The organism is Psychrobacter sp. TAE2020, from assembly GCF_018919485.1.
In the GTDB taxonomy this organism is placed as follows: domain Bacteria; phylum Pseudomonadota; class Gammaproteobacteria; order Pseudomonadales; family Moraxellaceae; genus Psychrobacter.
The window spans coordinates 1,645,032-1,662,059 of record NZ_JAHLMU010000001.1 but is presented as its reverse complement, the minus strand read 5'-3'; the positions used below and the strand labels follow the sequence as shown (position 1 = coordinate 1,662,059).

General features: G+C 41.1%; 12 protein-coding genes. 4 read left to right on the top strand and 8 right to left on the bottom strand.

Going from position 1 to position 17,028, the window contains the following annotated elements:
* Positions 1-114 precede the first annotated feature (114 nt).
* The 5 genes from KPY62_RS06730 to KPY62_RS06710 all read right to left on the bottom strand — a co-directional run bounded on the left by KPY62_RS06730 (position 115) and on the right by KPY62_RS06710 (position 4,551).
* Positions 115-564, bottom strand: coding sequence for a YaiI/YqxD family protein (locus KPY62_RS06730; RefSeq protein ID WP_201621772.1), 450 nt, complete (start codon positions 562-564; stop codon positions 115-117).
* Positions 564-1,961 (bottom strand): 5-(carboxyamino)imidazole ribonucleotide synthase, encoded by a 1,398-nt coding sequence (locus tag KPY62_RS06725; RefSeq protein WP_228730600.1) that lies wholly within the window; start codon positions 1,959-1,961, stop codon positions 564-566. The genes KPY62_RS06730 and KPY62_RS06725 overlap by 1 nt, the downstream gene beginning before the upstream one ends.
* 248 nt (positions 1,962-2,209) lie before the next feature.
* Positions 2,210-2,752, bottom strand: a complete 543-nt coding sequence (gene purE / locus KPY62_RS06720) for a 5-(carboxyamino)imidazole ribonucleotide mutase (RefSeq protein WP_216581331.1) — start codon at positions 2,750-2,752, stop codon at positions 2,210-2,212.
* A 197-nt stretch (positions 2,753-2,949) separates the two neighbouring features.
* Positions 2,950-3,897 carry a metallophosphoesterase gene (locus KPY62_RS06715; protein ID WP_216581330.1) on the bottom strand — a complete coding sequence of 316 codons (948 nt, stop codon included), beginning with the start codon at positions 3,895-3,897 and terminating at the stop codon, positions 2,950-2,952.
* Between the two features lie 45 nt (positions 3,898-3,942).
* Positions 3,943-4,551 (bottom strand): rhomboid family intramembrane serine protease, encoded by a 609-nt coding sequence (locus tag KPY62_RS06710; RefSeq protein ID WP_216581329.1) that lies wholly within the window; start codon positions 4,549-4,551, stop codon positions 3,943-3,945.
* Positions 4,552-5,435: 884 nt separating this feature from the next.
* On the opposite strand from KPY62_RS06710, the gene KPY62_RS06705 reads away from it, so the two are divergent.
* Together KPY62_RS06705 and KPY62_RS06700 are read left to right on the top strand one after the other, a co-directional pair.
* On the top strand, positions 5,436-5,759 hold the full coding sequence (locus KPY62_RS06705; RefSeq protein ID WP_216581328.1) for a hypothetical protein: 324 nt from the start codon (positions 5,436-5,438) through the stop codon (positions 5,757-5,759).
* Between the two features lie 915 nt (positions 5,760-6,674).
* Positions 6,675-8,306, top strand: a complete 1,632-nt coding sequence (locus tag KPY62_RS06700) for an OmpA family protein (RefSeq protein ID WP_216581327.1) — start codon at positions 6,675-6,677, stop codon at positions 8,304-8,306.
* Positions 8,307-8,471: 165 nt separating this feature from the next.
* Here the strand turns inward: KPY62_RS06700 and nagZ are convergent, their stop codons facing one another.
* Positions 8,472-9,557: a beta-N-acetylhexosaminidase gene (gene nagZ / locus KPY62_RS06695; RefSeq protein WP_216581326.1), complete on the bottom strand. Its 1,086-nt coding sequence runs from the start codon at positions 9,555-9,557 to the stop codon at positions 8,472-8,474.
* A gap of 558 nt (positions 9,558-10,115) precedes the next feature.
* Here nagZ and KPY62_RS06690 point away from each other — a divergent pair.
* On the top strand, positions 10,116-12,326 hold the full coding sequence (locus tag KPY62_RS06690) for a carboxy terminal-processing peptidase (protein ID WP_216583195.1): 2,211 nt from the start codon (positions 10,116-10,118) through the stop codon (positions 12,324-12,326).
* 676 nt (positions 12,327-13,002) lie between these two features.
* On the opposite strand, the gene KPY62_RS06685 is transcribed toward KPY62_RS06690, so the two are convergent.
* A complete protein-coding gene (locus KPY62_RS06685; protein WP_216581325.1) occupies positions 13,003-13,488 on the bottom strand; it encodes an FKBP-type peptidyl-prolyl cis-trans isomerase in 486 nt (161 codons plus the stop codon).
* Between the two features lie 311 nt (positions 13,489-13,799).
* On the opposite strand from KPY62_RS06685, the gene KPY62_RS06680 reads away from it, so the two are divergent.
* Entirely contained in the window at positions 13,800-15,836 is a 2,037-nt protein-coding gene (locus KPY62_RS06680; protein WP_216581324.1) for a M61 family metallopeptidase, read from the top strand.
* A 125-nt stretch (positions 15,837-15,961) separates the two neighbouring features.
* Here the strand turns inward: KPY62_RS06680 and KPY62_RS06675 are convergent, their stop codons facing one another.
* Positions 15,962-16,840, bottom strand: coding sequence for a DUF305 domain-containing protein (locus KPY62_RS06675; protein ID WP_216581323.1), 879 nt, complete (start codon positions 16,838-16,840; stop codon positions 15,962-15,964).
* Between the last annotated feature and the right edge of the window lie 188 nt (positions 16,841-17,028).

Here is a 17,028-nt window from a genome sequence, read left to right as displayed (position 1 = left end):
TAGCTTGTACGCTCTTTTTAAGTATCTACTTACATGATGGTATAGTCGCCATGCAAAATACCCTTCGCAAGTAAAAAATTTACAATTTAAAGTCAGTTCAAGCACGGGGTCTAATTAACGAACTAAACGGTTCAGCCCATCAGCAAAAGACTTTTTATCACGGTCGCCATAAGGTTTCTGACCGCTCATCTCCTGCAATTCTAAAACGCCAGTACCACGCATAGTATCCATGAAGTCACGCATATTGAGCTTTTGCTTAATGTTATTATGATCGTAAATGACCCCACGTGAGGTCAGTACTTTGCCGCCTTTATCCAGAATATCATTGGCTAGTGGAATATCGCTAGTAATAGCCAAGTCTCCTGCTTGAATATTTTCAGCGATATAATCATCAGCTTTATCAAAACCTTGTGGCACCACGGTCATAATTAATAGCGGTGACTTACGTAATTTAATAGGCTGATTGGCGACGAATATTACGGTAGTCTGAGTACGTTCAGCTGTTTTAATAATCAAGTCTTTGGCTATTAGAGGTACTGAGTCAGCATCAACCCAAATCTGCATTATTTTTTCACCTTATTAACAGGTTGTTTTGTAGATTTTGGCTTAGTAGTGGTTTTAGGCTCTGCTGTTTTGGTGGCATCAGCATTATTACTAGTCATCACTATTTCAGCAGCGCTTGACTGCTCCTGTTGCGAATCGTTGCTTTGAGTATCGGTTACTAGTTCCGCTATCGCTTGGTTAATTAATAGTGAAGAGGGCTTTTTATCTAAGCCCATTTTATTAGGCATGATAGTGATCAGCTTAGCTAATGCCAGTTCTAAATCGGCAACATCATTGGGCATCAGGGTAATATGAGCAATCTTGCGATCTTCACGCTCAGCTTTATGATAGCTGTGATAGTGCGCGCCATCAATAGCCATTATCGCTTTAGTATCTGGATACTGCCCTAGTACGTTGAGCATAATAACCGGATGTATATTATCAGTATCTCCAAGGGGCAAGCCGACCACCGCCCGTATGTGATTTTCAAACTGACTAGTAACAGCGCCTTCAATGCTCCAATGCCCAGAGTTATGCACTCTTGGAGCAATCTCATTCGCCAACAGGTAATCATTACCGCGCTCATCTTTAGTAACGAACAGCTCAAGCGCCATAACGCCTACGTAGTCGAGATGATTCATCAAACTAGTCATGCTGCTCTGTGCTTGCGCAAACAAGTGGCTAGTGCCTACAGCTGGTGCTTGAGTTTTAGCCAACACACCTTGATAGTGATGGTTTTCCACTAAATCATAACAGCGTACGGTACCGTCTTGGCCACGTGCTGCAATGATGGATACCTCACGGCTGAAGTTAATAAAGCCTTCGGCTATAAGTGGTGCTGGCAGTGAAGTAAGGCGACCATCGCCACTCACCGCAGCTTTGAGCTCTTGCCAAGCCAGCGCTATGTCACTTTGCTCTTTTATAACGTATTGACCTTTGCCATCATAGCCACCACGACTGGTTTTCAACACGATAGGCAGGCCCAAAGTACTGCAAGCTTGCTGCAAGTCAGCTAGAGAGGAAACTGCTTTAAACGGTACAGTAGCGATGTCAAGATCATTGAATAATTGTTTTTCTTTTAAGCGGTCTTGCGCAATCTCAAGGGCGATAGGAGGTGGAAACATTCCCTGTTTTTGCTGGCTAGCAGAAAGTTTAGCCAAGCGTTCAACAGTCGCAGTAGGGGTGTTTTCAAACTCTAGCGTAAATACTTCAGCAGCAGCGATGAAATCCTCTAATTGCTCACTAGTATAAACCCGACCATAGAGGCCAGCTGGACAATCAGCATTGTCCTCCAAAAACACGCACTGATAACCTAACGGCATAGCTGCTTGAGCTAGCATCATGCCGAGCTGACCACCGCCTAAGATACCGATAGTGCGAATAGTTTGAGTAACAGGATAAGCATTGGCTGTGGTCATAGCTGGCCTTTAAATTAATAAGATGATTTGAATGATTTGGTTAAGCAGACTCTACAATACTCTAGAATATTGCAGAATCAAAATCTAGGGATAGCTCGCAGAGTAGTAAGGCTAATAAAATAGCAAAAGGTGCACTATAGGCACCTTGTCACTAAAACACTTATGTAAAAGACTTATACAAAGTAACCATTACCTACAATAAAACCTATTTATTAGCAAGTAAGTTAAATACAGTAGCTGTTTTTTATTTACTGGTTAATGATACCTGGGGTGGGACTAGCTAAGATAGTTTCGGTTTGCTTTTGACGTAGGTCATGCAGTTTGGTAGCTAGCACCTTATCTTGTAGCGCCAAGATCTGAATAGCAAGCAAAGCAGCGTTATAAGCACCGGCACTACCGATCGCTAAAGTACCAACCGCCACGCCTTTAGGCATTTGAACGATAGACAATAAGCTATCCCAACCGCTGAGCATAGAGGACTTAACGGGTACACCCAATACTGGCAATGGCGTTTGGCTGGCACACATACCTGGTAAATGAGCAGCACCGCCCGCACCAGCTATAATCACTTGTAAGCCATTATCTTTGGCGGCTTTGGCATAATCAAACAATCGGTCAGGCGTTCGATGGGCTGAGACTACTTCGCATCCAAAAGCAACATCGAAGTCAGCTAATAGTTGTGCAGCAGCGCTCATAGTAGCCCAATCAGACTGCGAACCCATGATGATACCTACTTTGGCTGGGCCGGCAGGTGAGGTAATGGGATTAGGTTGGGTAGTGACAGTGCTCATGGCGCAATATCCTCAAAAAGACTATCATACAAAAATTCTACTACTGCCGTAAAGACAAGTTTGAGTGCTACTGTTAATAGAGCATAATTTAGCGGTTTTTTAAACATTATTTAACTGCCGATTGCCAAAGGATGAATAGCTAATTAATAATTAGTTAATTAATCAGACTGTATCAAACCGTATTAGACAGTAGAAGATTAACAGTCGTGGCGATGCTGGACAAAATTGCTGGAGGAGAGTGCTAAGGACTTAGTAGTCTCTAACTGGTAGCAAGTCAAGTAGCCACTATCTACCGCTGCAGAATAGTCGGTACAAATAACTTGTGCACTTAAGGGCTGTGGCTCACCAGTTAGCCAATAATGGCCCACGAATACTAGTTTATCGGTCTTTAAAGTAAAATCGATATTTTCTGCTAAGGCATCTATCGGAATCTGCGCTAATCCTGAATCTGGGGCGCGCGCAATTTGATGGATAGTGCGTTTATTTAATTCATCTAGCCACCAGCGTACTCGCACTCTTGAACGTTCAGTACCTTCTTTATCGATAATGACTAACCCTGCTGGTAGCGGAGTTTCTACTCCCTTTAGCACCCGCTCTAATGCCTCATAAGGCAAGCTGTGCTTTTGTGAGGTCATTATCAGTGCTTGCTCCGTTAGACAGTGATTAGCGCTCAATAACGGCTGCAATACCGCCATGCTGTCGACATCCCAGCAAGCATGGACAAAACAAGCGTAGTCAGTTTCAATCCATAATGGTAGCTCATATAAACGTGCCAGCCAATAACGATGTAAATCAGAACCAAATGCTATCTCTGCCAAAAATGCTTGATGCTGAGCAGTATGGATAGCATTGTGCGGGCGTAAATACTGATCTGGCTCATTGGGGTCAATGGTAGCATAGGCTAAGGCATTGTATTCATGATTGCCCATAACCGCATCGGCCACATCAGCGTCTAACATGGCAAATACTAACTCTAAGGTGGCGAGCTGCTGCGAACCTCGGTCTATCAAGTCACCAATGAACAGCGCTCTATGATTGTTAGGAGGTTCAAAATATTGGCCGTTATGAACATAACCTAACTGCGTGAGCAAGCCAATAAGCTTGTCCGCATAACCGTGAATATCGCCGATAATATCTATAATCATAACTAGCTTTCTATACTGATTTTTTATACTAAAAGGTACAGCCCACTAAAAGCTGGGCGAGAGTAAAGCGTTAATGAAATGTGGCAATATCTGAGGCTGTAGAGCAATAGTAGCTATTACCCCAAAGGCACCACCCCATAAGTGAGCCATATGATTGATATTAGAGCCACCACGCTTGTTGGCATAGATACTGTAAGCGACGTAGGCGACAGCGAATAAAATCGCAGGAATAGGCACGACTGCGAATAAATAAATCATGTCCCAAGGTGCTAGTAAGATAAAGGCGAACAATACTGCTGACACCCCACCTGAGGCGCCTAGGCTTAAGTAACTGGCATTGCCTTTATTTTTAAGATAGCTTGGAATCATCGCCACGACGATAGCCAAAACGTAGAACACTAAAAAACCATAACCTGCTAAAAACGGCTGATATATGCCTTCAATAGCTCTACCAAAAAAGTATAAAGTGAACATATTAAACAGCAAGTGCATACTGTCCGCATGAATGAAACCGTGAGTGACAAAACGATCCCATTGCCCACTGCTTACTGCTGGTGGATAAAAAATAAGACGATTAAACAAGGCCTTATTTTGCCATGCCAATAAGCTTACGATAACCGTAATAATAATAATAAGGGTGGTGTGGTTCAGCAAAGGGAAATCCTTAGGCAAATACGAATTAATAAAGGGGCTAAAAGCCTACTAGCTAACATAAAAGGGTATAGCAAAAATCTAACAAGTAGACCTTATCTTAGTGACTTTAAAAATAAATCACAACGATAGCGCAGCGTAATTTACATACACATACAAATTTGTAATGACTAACTACGGCTTTAGGAGTAGTACTTTTTATTGCTTATTTATTAGCAGATTCATTTAATAGTTAAATCTTTCTATGCCCCAGCGAAATCTGTTATCAAAGCTCTCACTACCAAATTAGCAGCCAAATTGACTGCTGGCGGCTACTGAAGGGACTACTGTACTAGTACTGCCATTTTAACGCTATTCTTCCATCAGGAAAGTATTAACAGTGATGTTTTAAGGAAGCCATTTTAGGAGAAATTTCTAGGAGCCATTATAAACGACTAATTATAGAAGACTGTAGGTTTTTTAGCGACAATAGCTAACAAAAGTTAATTATTATCTAACTAATGAGTGACTTTAATAGCAATTATGTCCATAGTGTAAGCCTTTCATAATATTTTCTTCTAAGAAATATAAGGTTTTGCCTAAGCTGCCGCTATCTGTGAGAATAGCGCTAATCTAGGTAAAAACCATGACAATTATCGATTAATCGGTATAGATCTTAATACCAGAACTACAAAACAATATAAGCGATAAGGCTTATCTAGCAGTCATCAGCTTACTTGAACAGGTCTATGCGCTACTAGTTGCCCGTCTAATATCAGCAGATATTTATAGTCATTTGCTAAGTACCCAAGCGTTAGCAACAGAGTTGACTAATAGTATTTTTGAGCAACTTTGGCCTTATTCTGAGTAGCGACAGTTTATTACTAATGATTTGGCTGTTACTTATCATGTCGATTAGGCTACTGGCTACTACCAAGCAACTAATTAACAATGCTAGTCATCTGAACTATCAAAAATTTGAGGTTCTCACTAAAGGTCAGTCGTTATCTGCTTACTTAAAGCCAAAGCAGGCAGCGATACGTCAATACTTGCCGATATGGGCAGCTCCTGTAATATCAGCTGCTATGCCAACTAGTCAAGAGCAGCTTATAGCCAGTGTTAGTATTGATTCAGTGGTTACCACTATTGTTGATAAAAAGGCTAAAGCAGAAATAGAAAACCAAGGAGTAGGAAAAGAAGTAGGGTTTTTAGAGCTAGGAGCTAGGAGCTAGGAGCTAGGAGCTAGGAGCTAGGAGCTATGAGTCTAATAGCTGCAATAACCAGAATGAATTTGATAACGTTAGTAACTTTAATCATAATCTAAAAAATTTTAACAACAGCAATCAGCCAGCTGGCAATGTGTCTTTAGCAGAAGTAGAAAATTTGGTCAGTAAGTCCATCGTATCTGACTCTTTAACCCATGCGATGCCAATTGATAAAAATATAAACCCTAATAATTAATGGCTATTTAAAGTTAATTAGGACCTGGATTATTAATCCGTTTTTATCATTCCATTAATCTATTGCTGTATCTATTTTCTAAGTTGAGTAGGTGATGATTATCAATTAGGGGTTCTCTATTATAAATTTGAAAAGCCTATAGTTCACAGGTTCTCGTAATAGATAATATTATCTGTTTATATTATGTTATCAATTCGTTGTGAATAAGGCTCGCAGTTACGCCTAACAACTGAAAAATTACTTATAGTAGCATTTACACAACATCAGGTTTATTGTGGTTCACAGTTACCCACAATTATAATGTAGGCATCCGTTAAATCGTTATTTATATTTGTATTTATTTTTATAAGTAGTTATTTAGTAGAGTGTTCTTTATTAAACTAGTTTGATTGTTAGGAGTAGTTGTTGATTGAGTTTTACAGATCTTCTTATAAAATAAGTAACGCTACCAATTATTATGATCATAGTATTTATTGAAATTTAAAAGATAATATTGGGCTTAAGTCATTATTTTTTTTATCAAATAAATTACGTTATGGATAAATATTTTAGGTATAGTGATAAGATATAATAGTAGTCAATAAATAATTTTGCTAGGCAGCAATGTCATAGTTTTACTGTTTTAAGAAAAGTGCCAATGATTTTAAAGCTTGTTGGCAAACCATTGTAACTTGAGGAAATATATTATGGATATTATTAGTCATTTAACACGCACAGTCACTCCCGCAGTACTAGGAGGTGATGATAACTCTGCCAAAAAGAATTTGCTTGAACAGTTCTATGCTGTTTTTGCCGCGCGTTTAGCGGATACAGACACTTATGACCGCTTTGCCAATGAAAATATCGCTCGTGATGATCAAGGGTTTTATGATCGCGTATGGACAGAGGGTAGTCATCGTGATCAGATATCAAGCGAGTTATCAGCTGCGCACAATGTAGACGCTACCGCTTCACGTGGTTTAATCGCTATGGCAGCTCCTTTGGCTTATCACGAGATCAAAAGCTTAGCAGGTACTACGCCAGTACCGCAGTTCTTAAATGACAATTTATCCAGCTATCAGCATCACATTCCTGCTTGGGCTAGTGCTGTTATTCCTGCTGGAATGCTGGTTGCGACTCCTGCTGGCAAACGTATTTCTGACACTACCAGTATGGCGCCATTAGTACGTGAAGAAGAAGAAAAGTCAGGCAGCTTTATGAAAGCATTATTGCCTATCATAGGTCTGATTATTTTGGCTGCTTTGGCTTGGGCCTTATTACGTGGTTGCCAAGAAAACCCAGAGCCTGTAGGAACGCCTGTAGTCACTGAAGAGCAAGTAGCAGATAATGGTCAAGTTGCCGTTGCTGCCGATGTAGAGCCTGCTGCATTACGTATCGCCACTGGCGAAACGAACAGCACTTTATATGCTTGTAGTATGACTGTTGGTGATGATGCGCTACAAGGTACTGTAATGAGTGCGATGAGCGATGCTTTCGGTACAGAAGCTGATAAGTGTCGTGCTGATGTCGATAATGACTTCGCCATAGATATGCCAGCCGCCCCACAGCTTGCTGCTATCTTAGCAGTTATTAAAGATGTTCCTAACGCCAGCATGATTATTAAAGGTGATAAAATCTTAGTAAACTCATCTGATGAGACCGTGCTAGCTAAACTAGTTAGTGACTTACAAGCTGTTGCTCCTGCTATGACGGTGGAAGCAGAAGGTCCATTGGATCTACAAGGCGAAATTGATGGTAGCTTAGCAGCTGCTGATGCCGCTATGGGCAAACTTGGTGAAAACCCAGATCCACGTGATGTTGCTCGTGCCTTAAGCTTACAAGTTATCAACTTTGAACTTGATGAAGCGCTTATTCCAGAAGCCAACAAGCCTTTCCTTGATCGCGCTGCTGCCCTTATTAAATCAGTACCTGATATGGCATTAACTATTGTTGGTAATACTGATAGCTTAGCTTCAGATGCTTATAATTTAGATTTGTCACGTCAACGTGCAGAAGCTGTAAAAGATTACTTAGTCTCTAAAGGTGTCGATGCTAGTAAGCTATCTACTAAAGGCGCAGGTGAATCTAACCCTATCGCTGATAACTCAACGGACCAAGGTCGTTTCCGTAACCGCCGCATTGAATTTACAGTATATGATGAGTCAGCAATGGGTAAAGAAGAAGAAGTAACTGCTGGTACTAGTACCAATACTGCTACTAAAGGTACGGCTACTATGCCAGATCCTGATTTGAATCCACTTGATAGCAACAATGATGATTTGCTACCAGATAGTGATGACCCAACTCAAGGTACTGCTGTAGATCCAAAGAAACCATAAGGTTAAAATATAACCCTGTTTAATTTTAACTAGTAAGTGATTAAAGTTTCTTAAAGAGCAGTAACCATAAAACAAAAACCGCGTCTTTAATGGACGCGGTTTTTTTGTTTGATTTTATCAATGACCTTGCAACCCGCCATCGATGTTGCATGCTATAGCTAGCTACTATTTATAGTTAGTAGGATCTAGTAAGTCGCTGACTTTATCTGATAACTGCTCAGCCATTGACGGAGCAAAAAAAGCCGTTGAGACCGCAAGTTTTGCTTGTTGCCAGTGTTGAAACTGCTGACAAGTTTCTTCAAGACTGCCTAGCCATTGCGGAATCTTACCGCGCATGGTTTTAATTCGATTTTGATTAGGATAAGGCAGCTCTTGTGCTGCTTCAGCTGCTTCATGAGCCGCTACTCTATCATTACAGACTAGGGCGATATCACAGCCAGCTTCAATTGCTGCTCGTACTCGTGCACTGACATCACCTGCGGCCTGAGCGCCTTGCATTGACAAGTCATCGGAGAAAATCACACCATCGAACTGTAGCTGCTGGCGTAGAATATCTTGTAACCAAACTTTAGAGAACCCAGCAGACTTAGCGTCGATCTGCGAGAAAACAACATGGGCTGGCATAATCGCATCAAGCCAAGGAAGGGTCTGCATAAAGGGTTGAATATCAGTCGCCATGATCTCATCAAAGCTACGCTCATCAATAGCTTCTGCAACATGCGAATCTGGCGCAATGGCGCCATGGCCAGGAAAATGCTTGCCAGTAGTTGCCATACCAGCGGCTTTCATACCCTGCATCAGCTGAGTACCTAGAGCCACAATTATCTGCGGATCTTGATGAAAACTGCGATCGCCAATCACTTGACTGATACCATCTCTGTCTAGCACGGGGGCAAAGCTGATATCGATACCTACTGCCAATACTTCAGCAGCCATTAAATAACCACAATCATAAGCTAAGCTTAAAGCGCGGCTCGGATCTTGATCAAATAACTTACCCAGCTGTCCCATAGCAGGCAGCTTAGTAAAGCCTTCACGTAAGCGTGCTACACGACCTCCTTCTTGATCGACTCCTATTAATATATCAGGATTGTAATAGCGAATATCGTCACATAAATGGCGTACCTGCAAAGGCTCCTTTACGTTGCGACCAAACAAAATAACGCCACCAACTTGGGCTTGCTTGATTAAGCTAATATCCTCAACCGTAAGTACTGTGCTATCAATATCGATCATCAATATGCCGTACATGATCCATTCTCCAAAGTGCTATAGTTAAGCCAAAAATTTATGGTTAGTTATAGTTTACAGCGTTTACTATTATCGCTTGCTGATTAGCTATAGTCTCTATTATAAGGCTAACTGCGCTAAAGTCTAACTAGCTAATATTATCCTATTGCTGGTATGGACTAATAGCTTTGATAAACAGTCTTGATAAGTAGCCAGTTAAAATAACGGTTGATTTCGGCTTATCCAGCTATGTTTAGGCAGAGTGCTACATTAGCAGCAGTCCGAGGATAAACGTAAAAGAAAGTTTGGTATAGCTAACTACAGAGTGTAAGATTGTTTATACAGTTTGAGACAATTTGTCACTAATGCACATGCTACTATCGATTTTTAAACTGGATTTTTGACTCAGTTTAAGTGGTTTTTCAATGCTAGTTAAATAATTTGTTATCTAGCTTTGTACTACTTATAATTGATCGATCTTTAGACTATTAGCTTGTTAATTAACAACGATATTCAATAGCGCCAATAATAATTAGTTTCTAACTTAATACCACTATTCAAAACAACTAGGTAGATATGATGAAAAAACAACCCGCACAGTGGTTACTAAGCGCCGCTTCAGTTGGTATCGCTGGTGTGATCTTGAGCCAAAGCTATGGCACGGCACTAGCAGACACCAATACAGAAGGCTTTGTAGGAACCCCAGAGCAAAAGCTCACTACTCGCCAAGTTGCGGCCTTACTTGATAGAAGCCATTATTTAAATCAGCCACTTGATACGAAGATGGGTAGTGAAATTTTGGCGATGTACATTGACAGCTTAGATCCTAATCATACTTTGTTTTTGCAGTCTGACGTTGATGAGTTCACTAAAAAGTATGGCAGCGAGTTCGGCAGTCGTCTCAAACGTGGGGATCTATCCGCCGGTGTCGAAGTGTTTGAGCGCTATAGAAAACGCTCGAATGAGTACTTCGAGATGGCGACAAAGATGCTCAAGACTAAAATAAATCTAACGGGCAACGAGACTGTAGTACTGGATCGGGAAAAGCTACCCCATTTCACTACCAAAAAGGCCCAACGCGATTACTGGGCGCAGCAGTTAAAGTTCCAGCTTATGAGCATTACTTTAGGTCAAGAGGATGAAAAAGCCAAAGAAAAAGTATTCTTGAGTAATCCTGATATTACTCGTGGACAGGATCTAGTACGTGATGATCAGCGTACGCCGAGTGAGATCTTAATGAACCGTTTCTCGCGTCAGCAAGGACAAATGAAGCGTCTTAACGATGACGAGATCATGGAAACAGTCCTCAATACGGCCATGCTTACTTATGACCCGCACAGCAACTACTATGCCCCTATTCAAGCTAATGAGTTGCAAATCCAATCCAGCTTACAGTTAGAAGGTATCGGGGTTTCTATCCGACCGGATCGCAAAAATCCAGACTATACTCGTATTGTGACTTTAGTCGATGGGGGACCAGCGGCTAAAACGGGTCAAATCAAGCCTAATGACTTGATCATCGGTATTGCTACAGATGGCAAAACTATGACTGACGTAGTGGGTTGGTCAACGCGTGAGATCGTCGGCCTCATTCGTGGTAAGCGTGGTACTTCAGTGACATTGAAAGTACGTCAGCCTAATACTCCTGAAGCCGCTACACGCACTATATCTGTAGTACGTGACATTATTCAGCAAGAAGAGTCCGGTGTCACTCATCGAGTAGTAGAAGTTCAGCGCCCTAATATTGACGCTACCCCTAAACGCATAGGGGTGATAGAGATACCTAGCTTTTATCTGAACTATCGTGCGCGTCGTAATGGGGAGGACTATCGTAGTGTCAGCGTCGATACCGAAAAAGCCTTGAAAGAGCTTAATAAACAAAATATAGATGGGTTAGTCGTTGATCTACGTAATAATCCAGGCGGCTCATTAGATGAAGTGGCTAAAATGTTAGGGCTATTCGTCAAGAGCGGGCCGCTAGTACAGATTCGTGATAACCGAGGTAATATCCAAGTCTATCGTGACGATGATGGTGGCAAGCAGCTGTATGATGGCAAGATGGTAGTGATAACCAACTTAGCCTCAGCTTCTGCTAGTGAGATTTTTGCTGCTGCCATCCAAGACTATGGTCGTGGATTGGTAGTAGGTAGCACGACTACTGGTAAAGGTTCAGCACAAATTCAACTAGATACTTTGGCATTGGGTTCCGCGACTTTGACTCAGCGTAAATTCTATCGCATCACTGGTGGTAGTACGCAGAACAAAGGCGTAGTACCTGATATCAAACTAGTAAATATTTATGATGACGCGACTTTTGGTGAGCGTGCTCAGAAAAAAGCTTTACCTTGGGATACTATAAAAACAGCGCCTTATAAGCCTGAAGCTAAGTTCAGTAACAGTACTTTAGCCACGCTTAATCAGCAGTCAAAGATTCGTCAGCAGCAAGATCCGCAGTTTGTCTATCTGTCAACACTCAACGATATTCGTAATATGGATGATGAGAAAAAACCTATAGATTTGGATATTAATAAGCGCCGTGCCAAAATGCAGCTGATTGAAAACCGTACTTTAGCCGCTGAAAATAAGCGTTTAGAGGCTACTGGTGAAAAGCAATACTCTAACTGGAATACTTATCAAGCTGCTATGGATGCTAAGTTCGAAGAACTCAGTCAATTGAAAGAGAGTGAACGTCCAAAGCTACCAGAAAGTGAAGTGTTTGTTAATGAAGCAGCTTACTTAATGCTGAATGCTGAATCATCAGTACTAGCTAGTCCTGAGCAAAAACTATAAAGGTAAACTAGTCATTAAATTTGCCACTGAAATAGTCGCTAAAATTGACGTTAGGTCGATGTAAGCATATGCTTACGTGTAATGACGTTTTAGCGACTTACTGACTTTGAGCTAATCTGCGATTATGGACTCACAGCACAATTTAATGATATTGTTTATCGATACTGTTTTAGGATACTAGGGATTGGTATTTTCTCACAGCGTATAAATTGATCTAGGGATGGATTGCTGGTTATGGATGATAAGACTGAATGACTGTTGGTTAGTTGGTACTTCGGGATTAGGTACTAACTAACGCTAGTAAAAATAGTTAGATAACTGTTGTAAACTGACAGTTAAGTGAGTAATAGAGACCGTATGGCGATTATCGTCATGCGGTTTTGTTGCGTCTGGTCGTTGAATAACTTTTGTAATGTAACAATGTCGCTGACTAGTGGGTTATAGTTTTGAGATAGCTTGTTAAGTACGGCTATAGCTTGTTGCTATAGTCGTTACTGGCATCCAATCAATATTAACATGGCAAATAACTGCTATTAAATAGTGATGATCAGCCACAAAAAAGCCAGTAACGATAGTTACTGGCTTTTTTAGATTTAGACTATCAATCTGTTCAGATATATAGATAAATCTTTAAAAGAATTGTTGGCTAAATATTTTGCTAATGAATCAATTAAGATCAGTGCTCAACGCCGCCAGCACCATGAGTATGGCCATGGTTTAGTTCGTCTTCAGTAGCTGCACGTACTTCTTGGATTTCAACATCAAAAGTCAAACGCTTACCAGCTAGTGGATGGTTAGCATCTACAGTAACTTCTTTGTCATTAACGTCAGTAACAGTAACTAGCATTACTTGACCGCCAGCTTCTGACTGGAACTGCATACCAGGCTGAATGTCTTCTACGCCTTGGAAATTATCGCGAGGTACTTTTTGTACCGCTAGTTCTTGATATTCGCCGTAGCCATCAACAGGCTCAACGACTGCATTGACTGTTTCGCCAGCAGACTTACCTTCGAGTTGTTGCTCAAGGCCTGGAATGATGTTGCTATGGCCGTGCAAATAAGCTAAAGGTTGACCTTCTGGAGACTGGTCAAGCACGTTGCCTTCGTCATCTTTTAAAGTATAGTTAAATTTGACAGCAGTATCTTTTGTGATAGTAGTCATAAATTATCCTAAATATATTATAAAAATTAAATTCGGTTGCAATAAACCTGAAAAAGCCAATCTTTACGCTATAAAGCCAAAATATTAGTCGATTATAAGCAGTTTATTAGAGTAACTGTGACAGTTAGCCTCTTTAATTGAGATGGTGTTAATAACTTTCAAGGTAAAAACAATAAAAAAAACTAATTATATAATATATCAGATATTTTAAGCTAATTGTTAGCCAGAATAGTCATTACTAACGGTTTAGCCGTTGCGTTTTTTGCTAATGACTTCTACCATAAAGGTAAATATTACTATAAGTATAGACTATGACTACTATATCCAAAAACCCTAATGATCAAGCAAATATAGCTATAGTAAACAGTGATAATACGACTGCTATCAACTACTGTATCAATTTTGAGCGCTTTAATGAGCATTTAGTCGATGTCACCTTAAACTTCGCTGCGATTGTCGATGCTCCGCAACTATGGTTGCCAGCGTGGATTCCAGGCAGTTACCTGATACGTGAGTTTGCCCGTCATATCACTGCCGTTCACTATGAGGTGTTAAATATTGATACTGATACTGATACTGATACTGGTAATGAGATTAAGGCTAATATTAGTAATGCGCCTGAATTATATCGTGGTCAAAAAATAGACAAAAATACTTGGCAGCTACCAGCCGTAAAAGCAGGGCAAAGGTTGAGCGTATATTATGAAGTCTATTGTTATGACTTATCTGTACGTACAGCTTATGTCGATCAGCAGCGTCTATATGGCAATTTTACCTCCTTAGCGTTAGCTGTTGAGGGACAAGAGCAGTCGCCAGTACAAGTCAACTTATTAGTGCCAGCTGCCTTTTTAGCTGATAAAAATGAGGCTGACGTTGAGTTGGCTTGTGGACTTGATGCTAGCTATTTGCAAAGCCTTAATCAACAAGGTCCCAATCAACAAGGTTATGGTTTACAAGCAGATAGCTATCATCAGCTGATTGATCATCCGTTTGAGATTGCTAGCCAACAGTTCTTTGATTTTATTATTCAAGATGATAATAATCAGGCTTTAAGCCATCGCTTCTATCTCTCAGGTAAGCATAGCGCCAATATGGGCCGATTACAGCAAGATATTACCCAAATATGCCAAAGCTATCTTAATTGGCTAGGGGATGCGCCTTTTAATGACTATACTTTTATGACTTATGCCAGTGGTCAAGATTATGGTGGTCTAGAGCATATCAATTCCACTAGCCTAATTACCCCGCGCCGTGATCTGCCTAGCAGCAATGAGCCTGCAATGCCGAGTTCTGATTATCAGCGCTTTTTAGGCTTGTGTAGCCATGAGTATTTTCATTCTTGGTGGGTGAAGACAGTAAGTCCAGACGTGATGATCGATGTTGATCTGCGCCGTGAAGTATTTACCCCGTTACTTTGGGTGTTCGAAGGCTTTACTTCTTATATTGATGACTTTATGCTACAAGCATCGGCTGTTATAGATAAATCCAGCTATCTTACGTTGTTATCTGAGCAGATCAGTCGTTACTATCAAACCCCTGGACGGGCCCAACAAAGCGTAGCAGAGTCGAGCTTTGATGCTTGGATCAAGCTCTATCGTAGCGATGAGAACACTGCTAATGCTGGTATTAGTTACTATAATAAAGGCGCATTAGTAGCCTTATGCCTAGACTTGACCTTACTAGAGAAAAGCGCTGGTCAGTATCGCCTATTCGATGTGGTAAAAGCCTTTTATGGACAAGCTAAGCAACAGGGCAGCAAACGCATTGGTATTAGTAGCGCTGACATGGGGCAGGTTATCAGTCAATTTATGCCACAAGCTGACTGGGAGGACTTTGAAGGCCGTTATATCAATGGGGTAGAAGAGCTACCTATCGAACGCCTGCTAAGCGCGAATGGGATCAAAATTCAAGTGGACCCTAAAGATAGTGCCGATAAAAAAATGCCTTGGGGTATGAGCTGTACGGAGACTGCTGCTGGGTTAAAAGTTAATCGAGTACAACGTAGCAGCGCAGCTGCGCTGGCAGGTATCTCTGCTAATGATGTGATTATCGCCCTCGATGGTATAAAAGCCGATAATAAGCAGCTAGTCGCTTTAGCAGTGGCCAATAATAACCATGCAATTCGCTGTCATCTATTCCGCCGCGATGAGCTGCTAGTCGTCACGGTATTACCCGCTGTACAACGGGATAAGCAGGACAGCTTGCAACAGGTATTGGCCGCACCCTCTATACATAAAGTAAATTTGCGTTTCAATAATGACATTAATAGCACTAGAGATACTGTTGATCCTAAGCAAGCCCCTGCTTGGCAAAATTGGCTGGAAGTCCTATCAACAGCAAAAAGTTAAAATAATATTTTATAAATAAAAAACTTAGAGTTAAACATCATATTCTAACTCTAAGTTAATAACTAAATAAGCGTAGTGCGTATTGCTAAGATGAGTGCTAATAAAGTAGGGAGTGGCCAAGCAACTTAAGCGGCGGGCTTATTCTTAGTAGCTGGCTCAGTCTTTTTAATGGTATCTGCAACTGCTGTGCTTTCGACGCTATTTAAGTCATCATTAGATACTGTTTCAATGCTTGGATGCATAGCAATCCATTGTTGCAGCATTTTTTTATTAGGCTGCTGCTCGTCAATGATAGATCTAGCCAATGCCAGCATATCTTCATTTGTACCATACTTAAGCTCAATCATAGCCATATCAGCGGCGCCAACATAATGCGCAAGCATACTGCGAGCAAATGCTAGATCAGCTATTGGGTCTGTGCTAGCTAACATCATCTGGTCATACATCGGCTGCGTGCTATCCCTATAATCCTGCTGTACAAATGCAGTTTCAAGCTTAGGCTTAGCCGCATCTAGATGGCTGGCCAGCCATTTGTTAATAATGGCCATCTCAGCTTGCTGCTCATCGCCAATTCGTTGAGCAAGCTCTTGCATGCTAGCATCATCACCATACTTTAATTCGATAGTGACTAAGTCGAGTGCACCACGATGGTGGCCGAGCATAGCTTTAGCAAAGGTAGTGTCTGGATCGTTATAACCCATACCAATCTTCATCTCATCATACATTCTAGTTAGCGACTTAGTGTAGTCCTTACGCATATCAGTCATCGGTGCTTGATCCGCTACCATATCACTCGCTGATATATTGTTATCAGTATAATTTTTAGTATCAGCCTCAATCTCAGTATCTGTTGTCGCTTCCACTGTAGGGATCGACGGCCTGACTGGTTCAGCTGCCGTAGTCTCAGTACTTTCTACTGAGTTAGCGGTTGGTTGACAAGCGCTGACTACAAGTGCTGTACAAGTACCAATAGCAACGAGAGCAAGACGATAATGACTAATCATGAAAGGTCCTTAACTTAAACTGGCGTTATAATAGATCGGTAGAGCATAGAGCTACACTATAAAAAACTATATAATTAATATAATAAATACTAACAGATCAACCTTACTGGTTCGAGACGCGAAGTTGCCAATGTATTAATAATACTGAGGTCAGCGGTTATAACAGCGCAATAGACGCTTTTTATCTC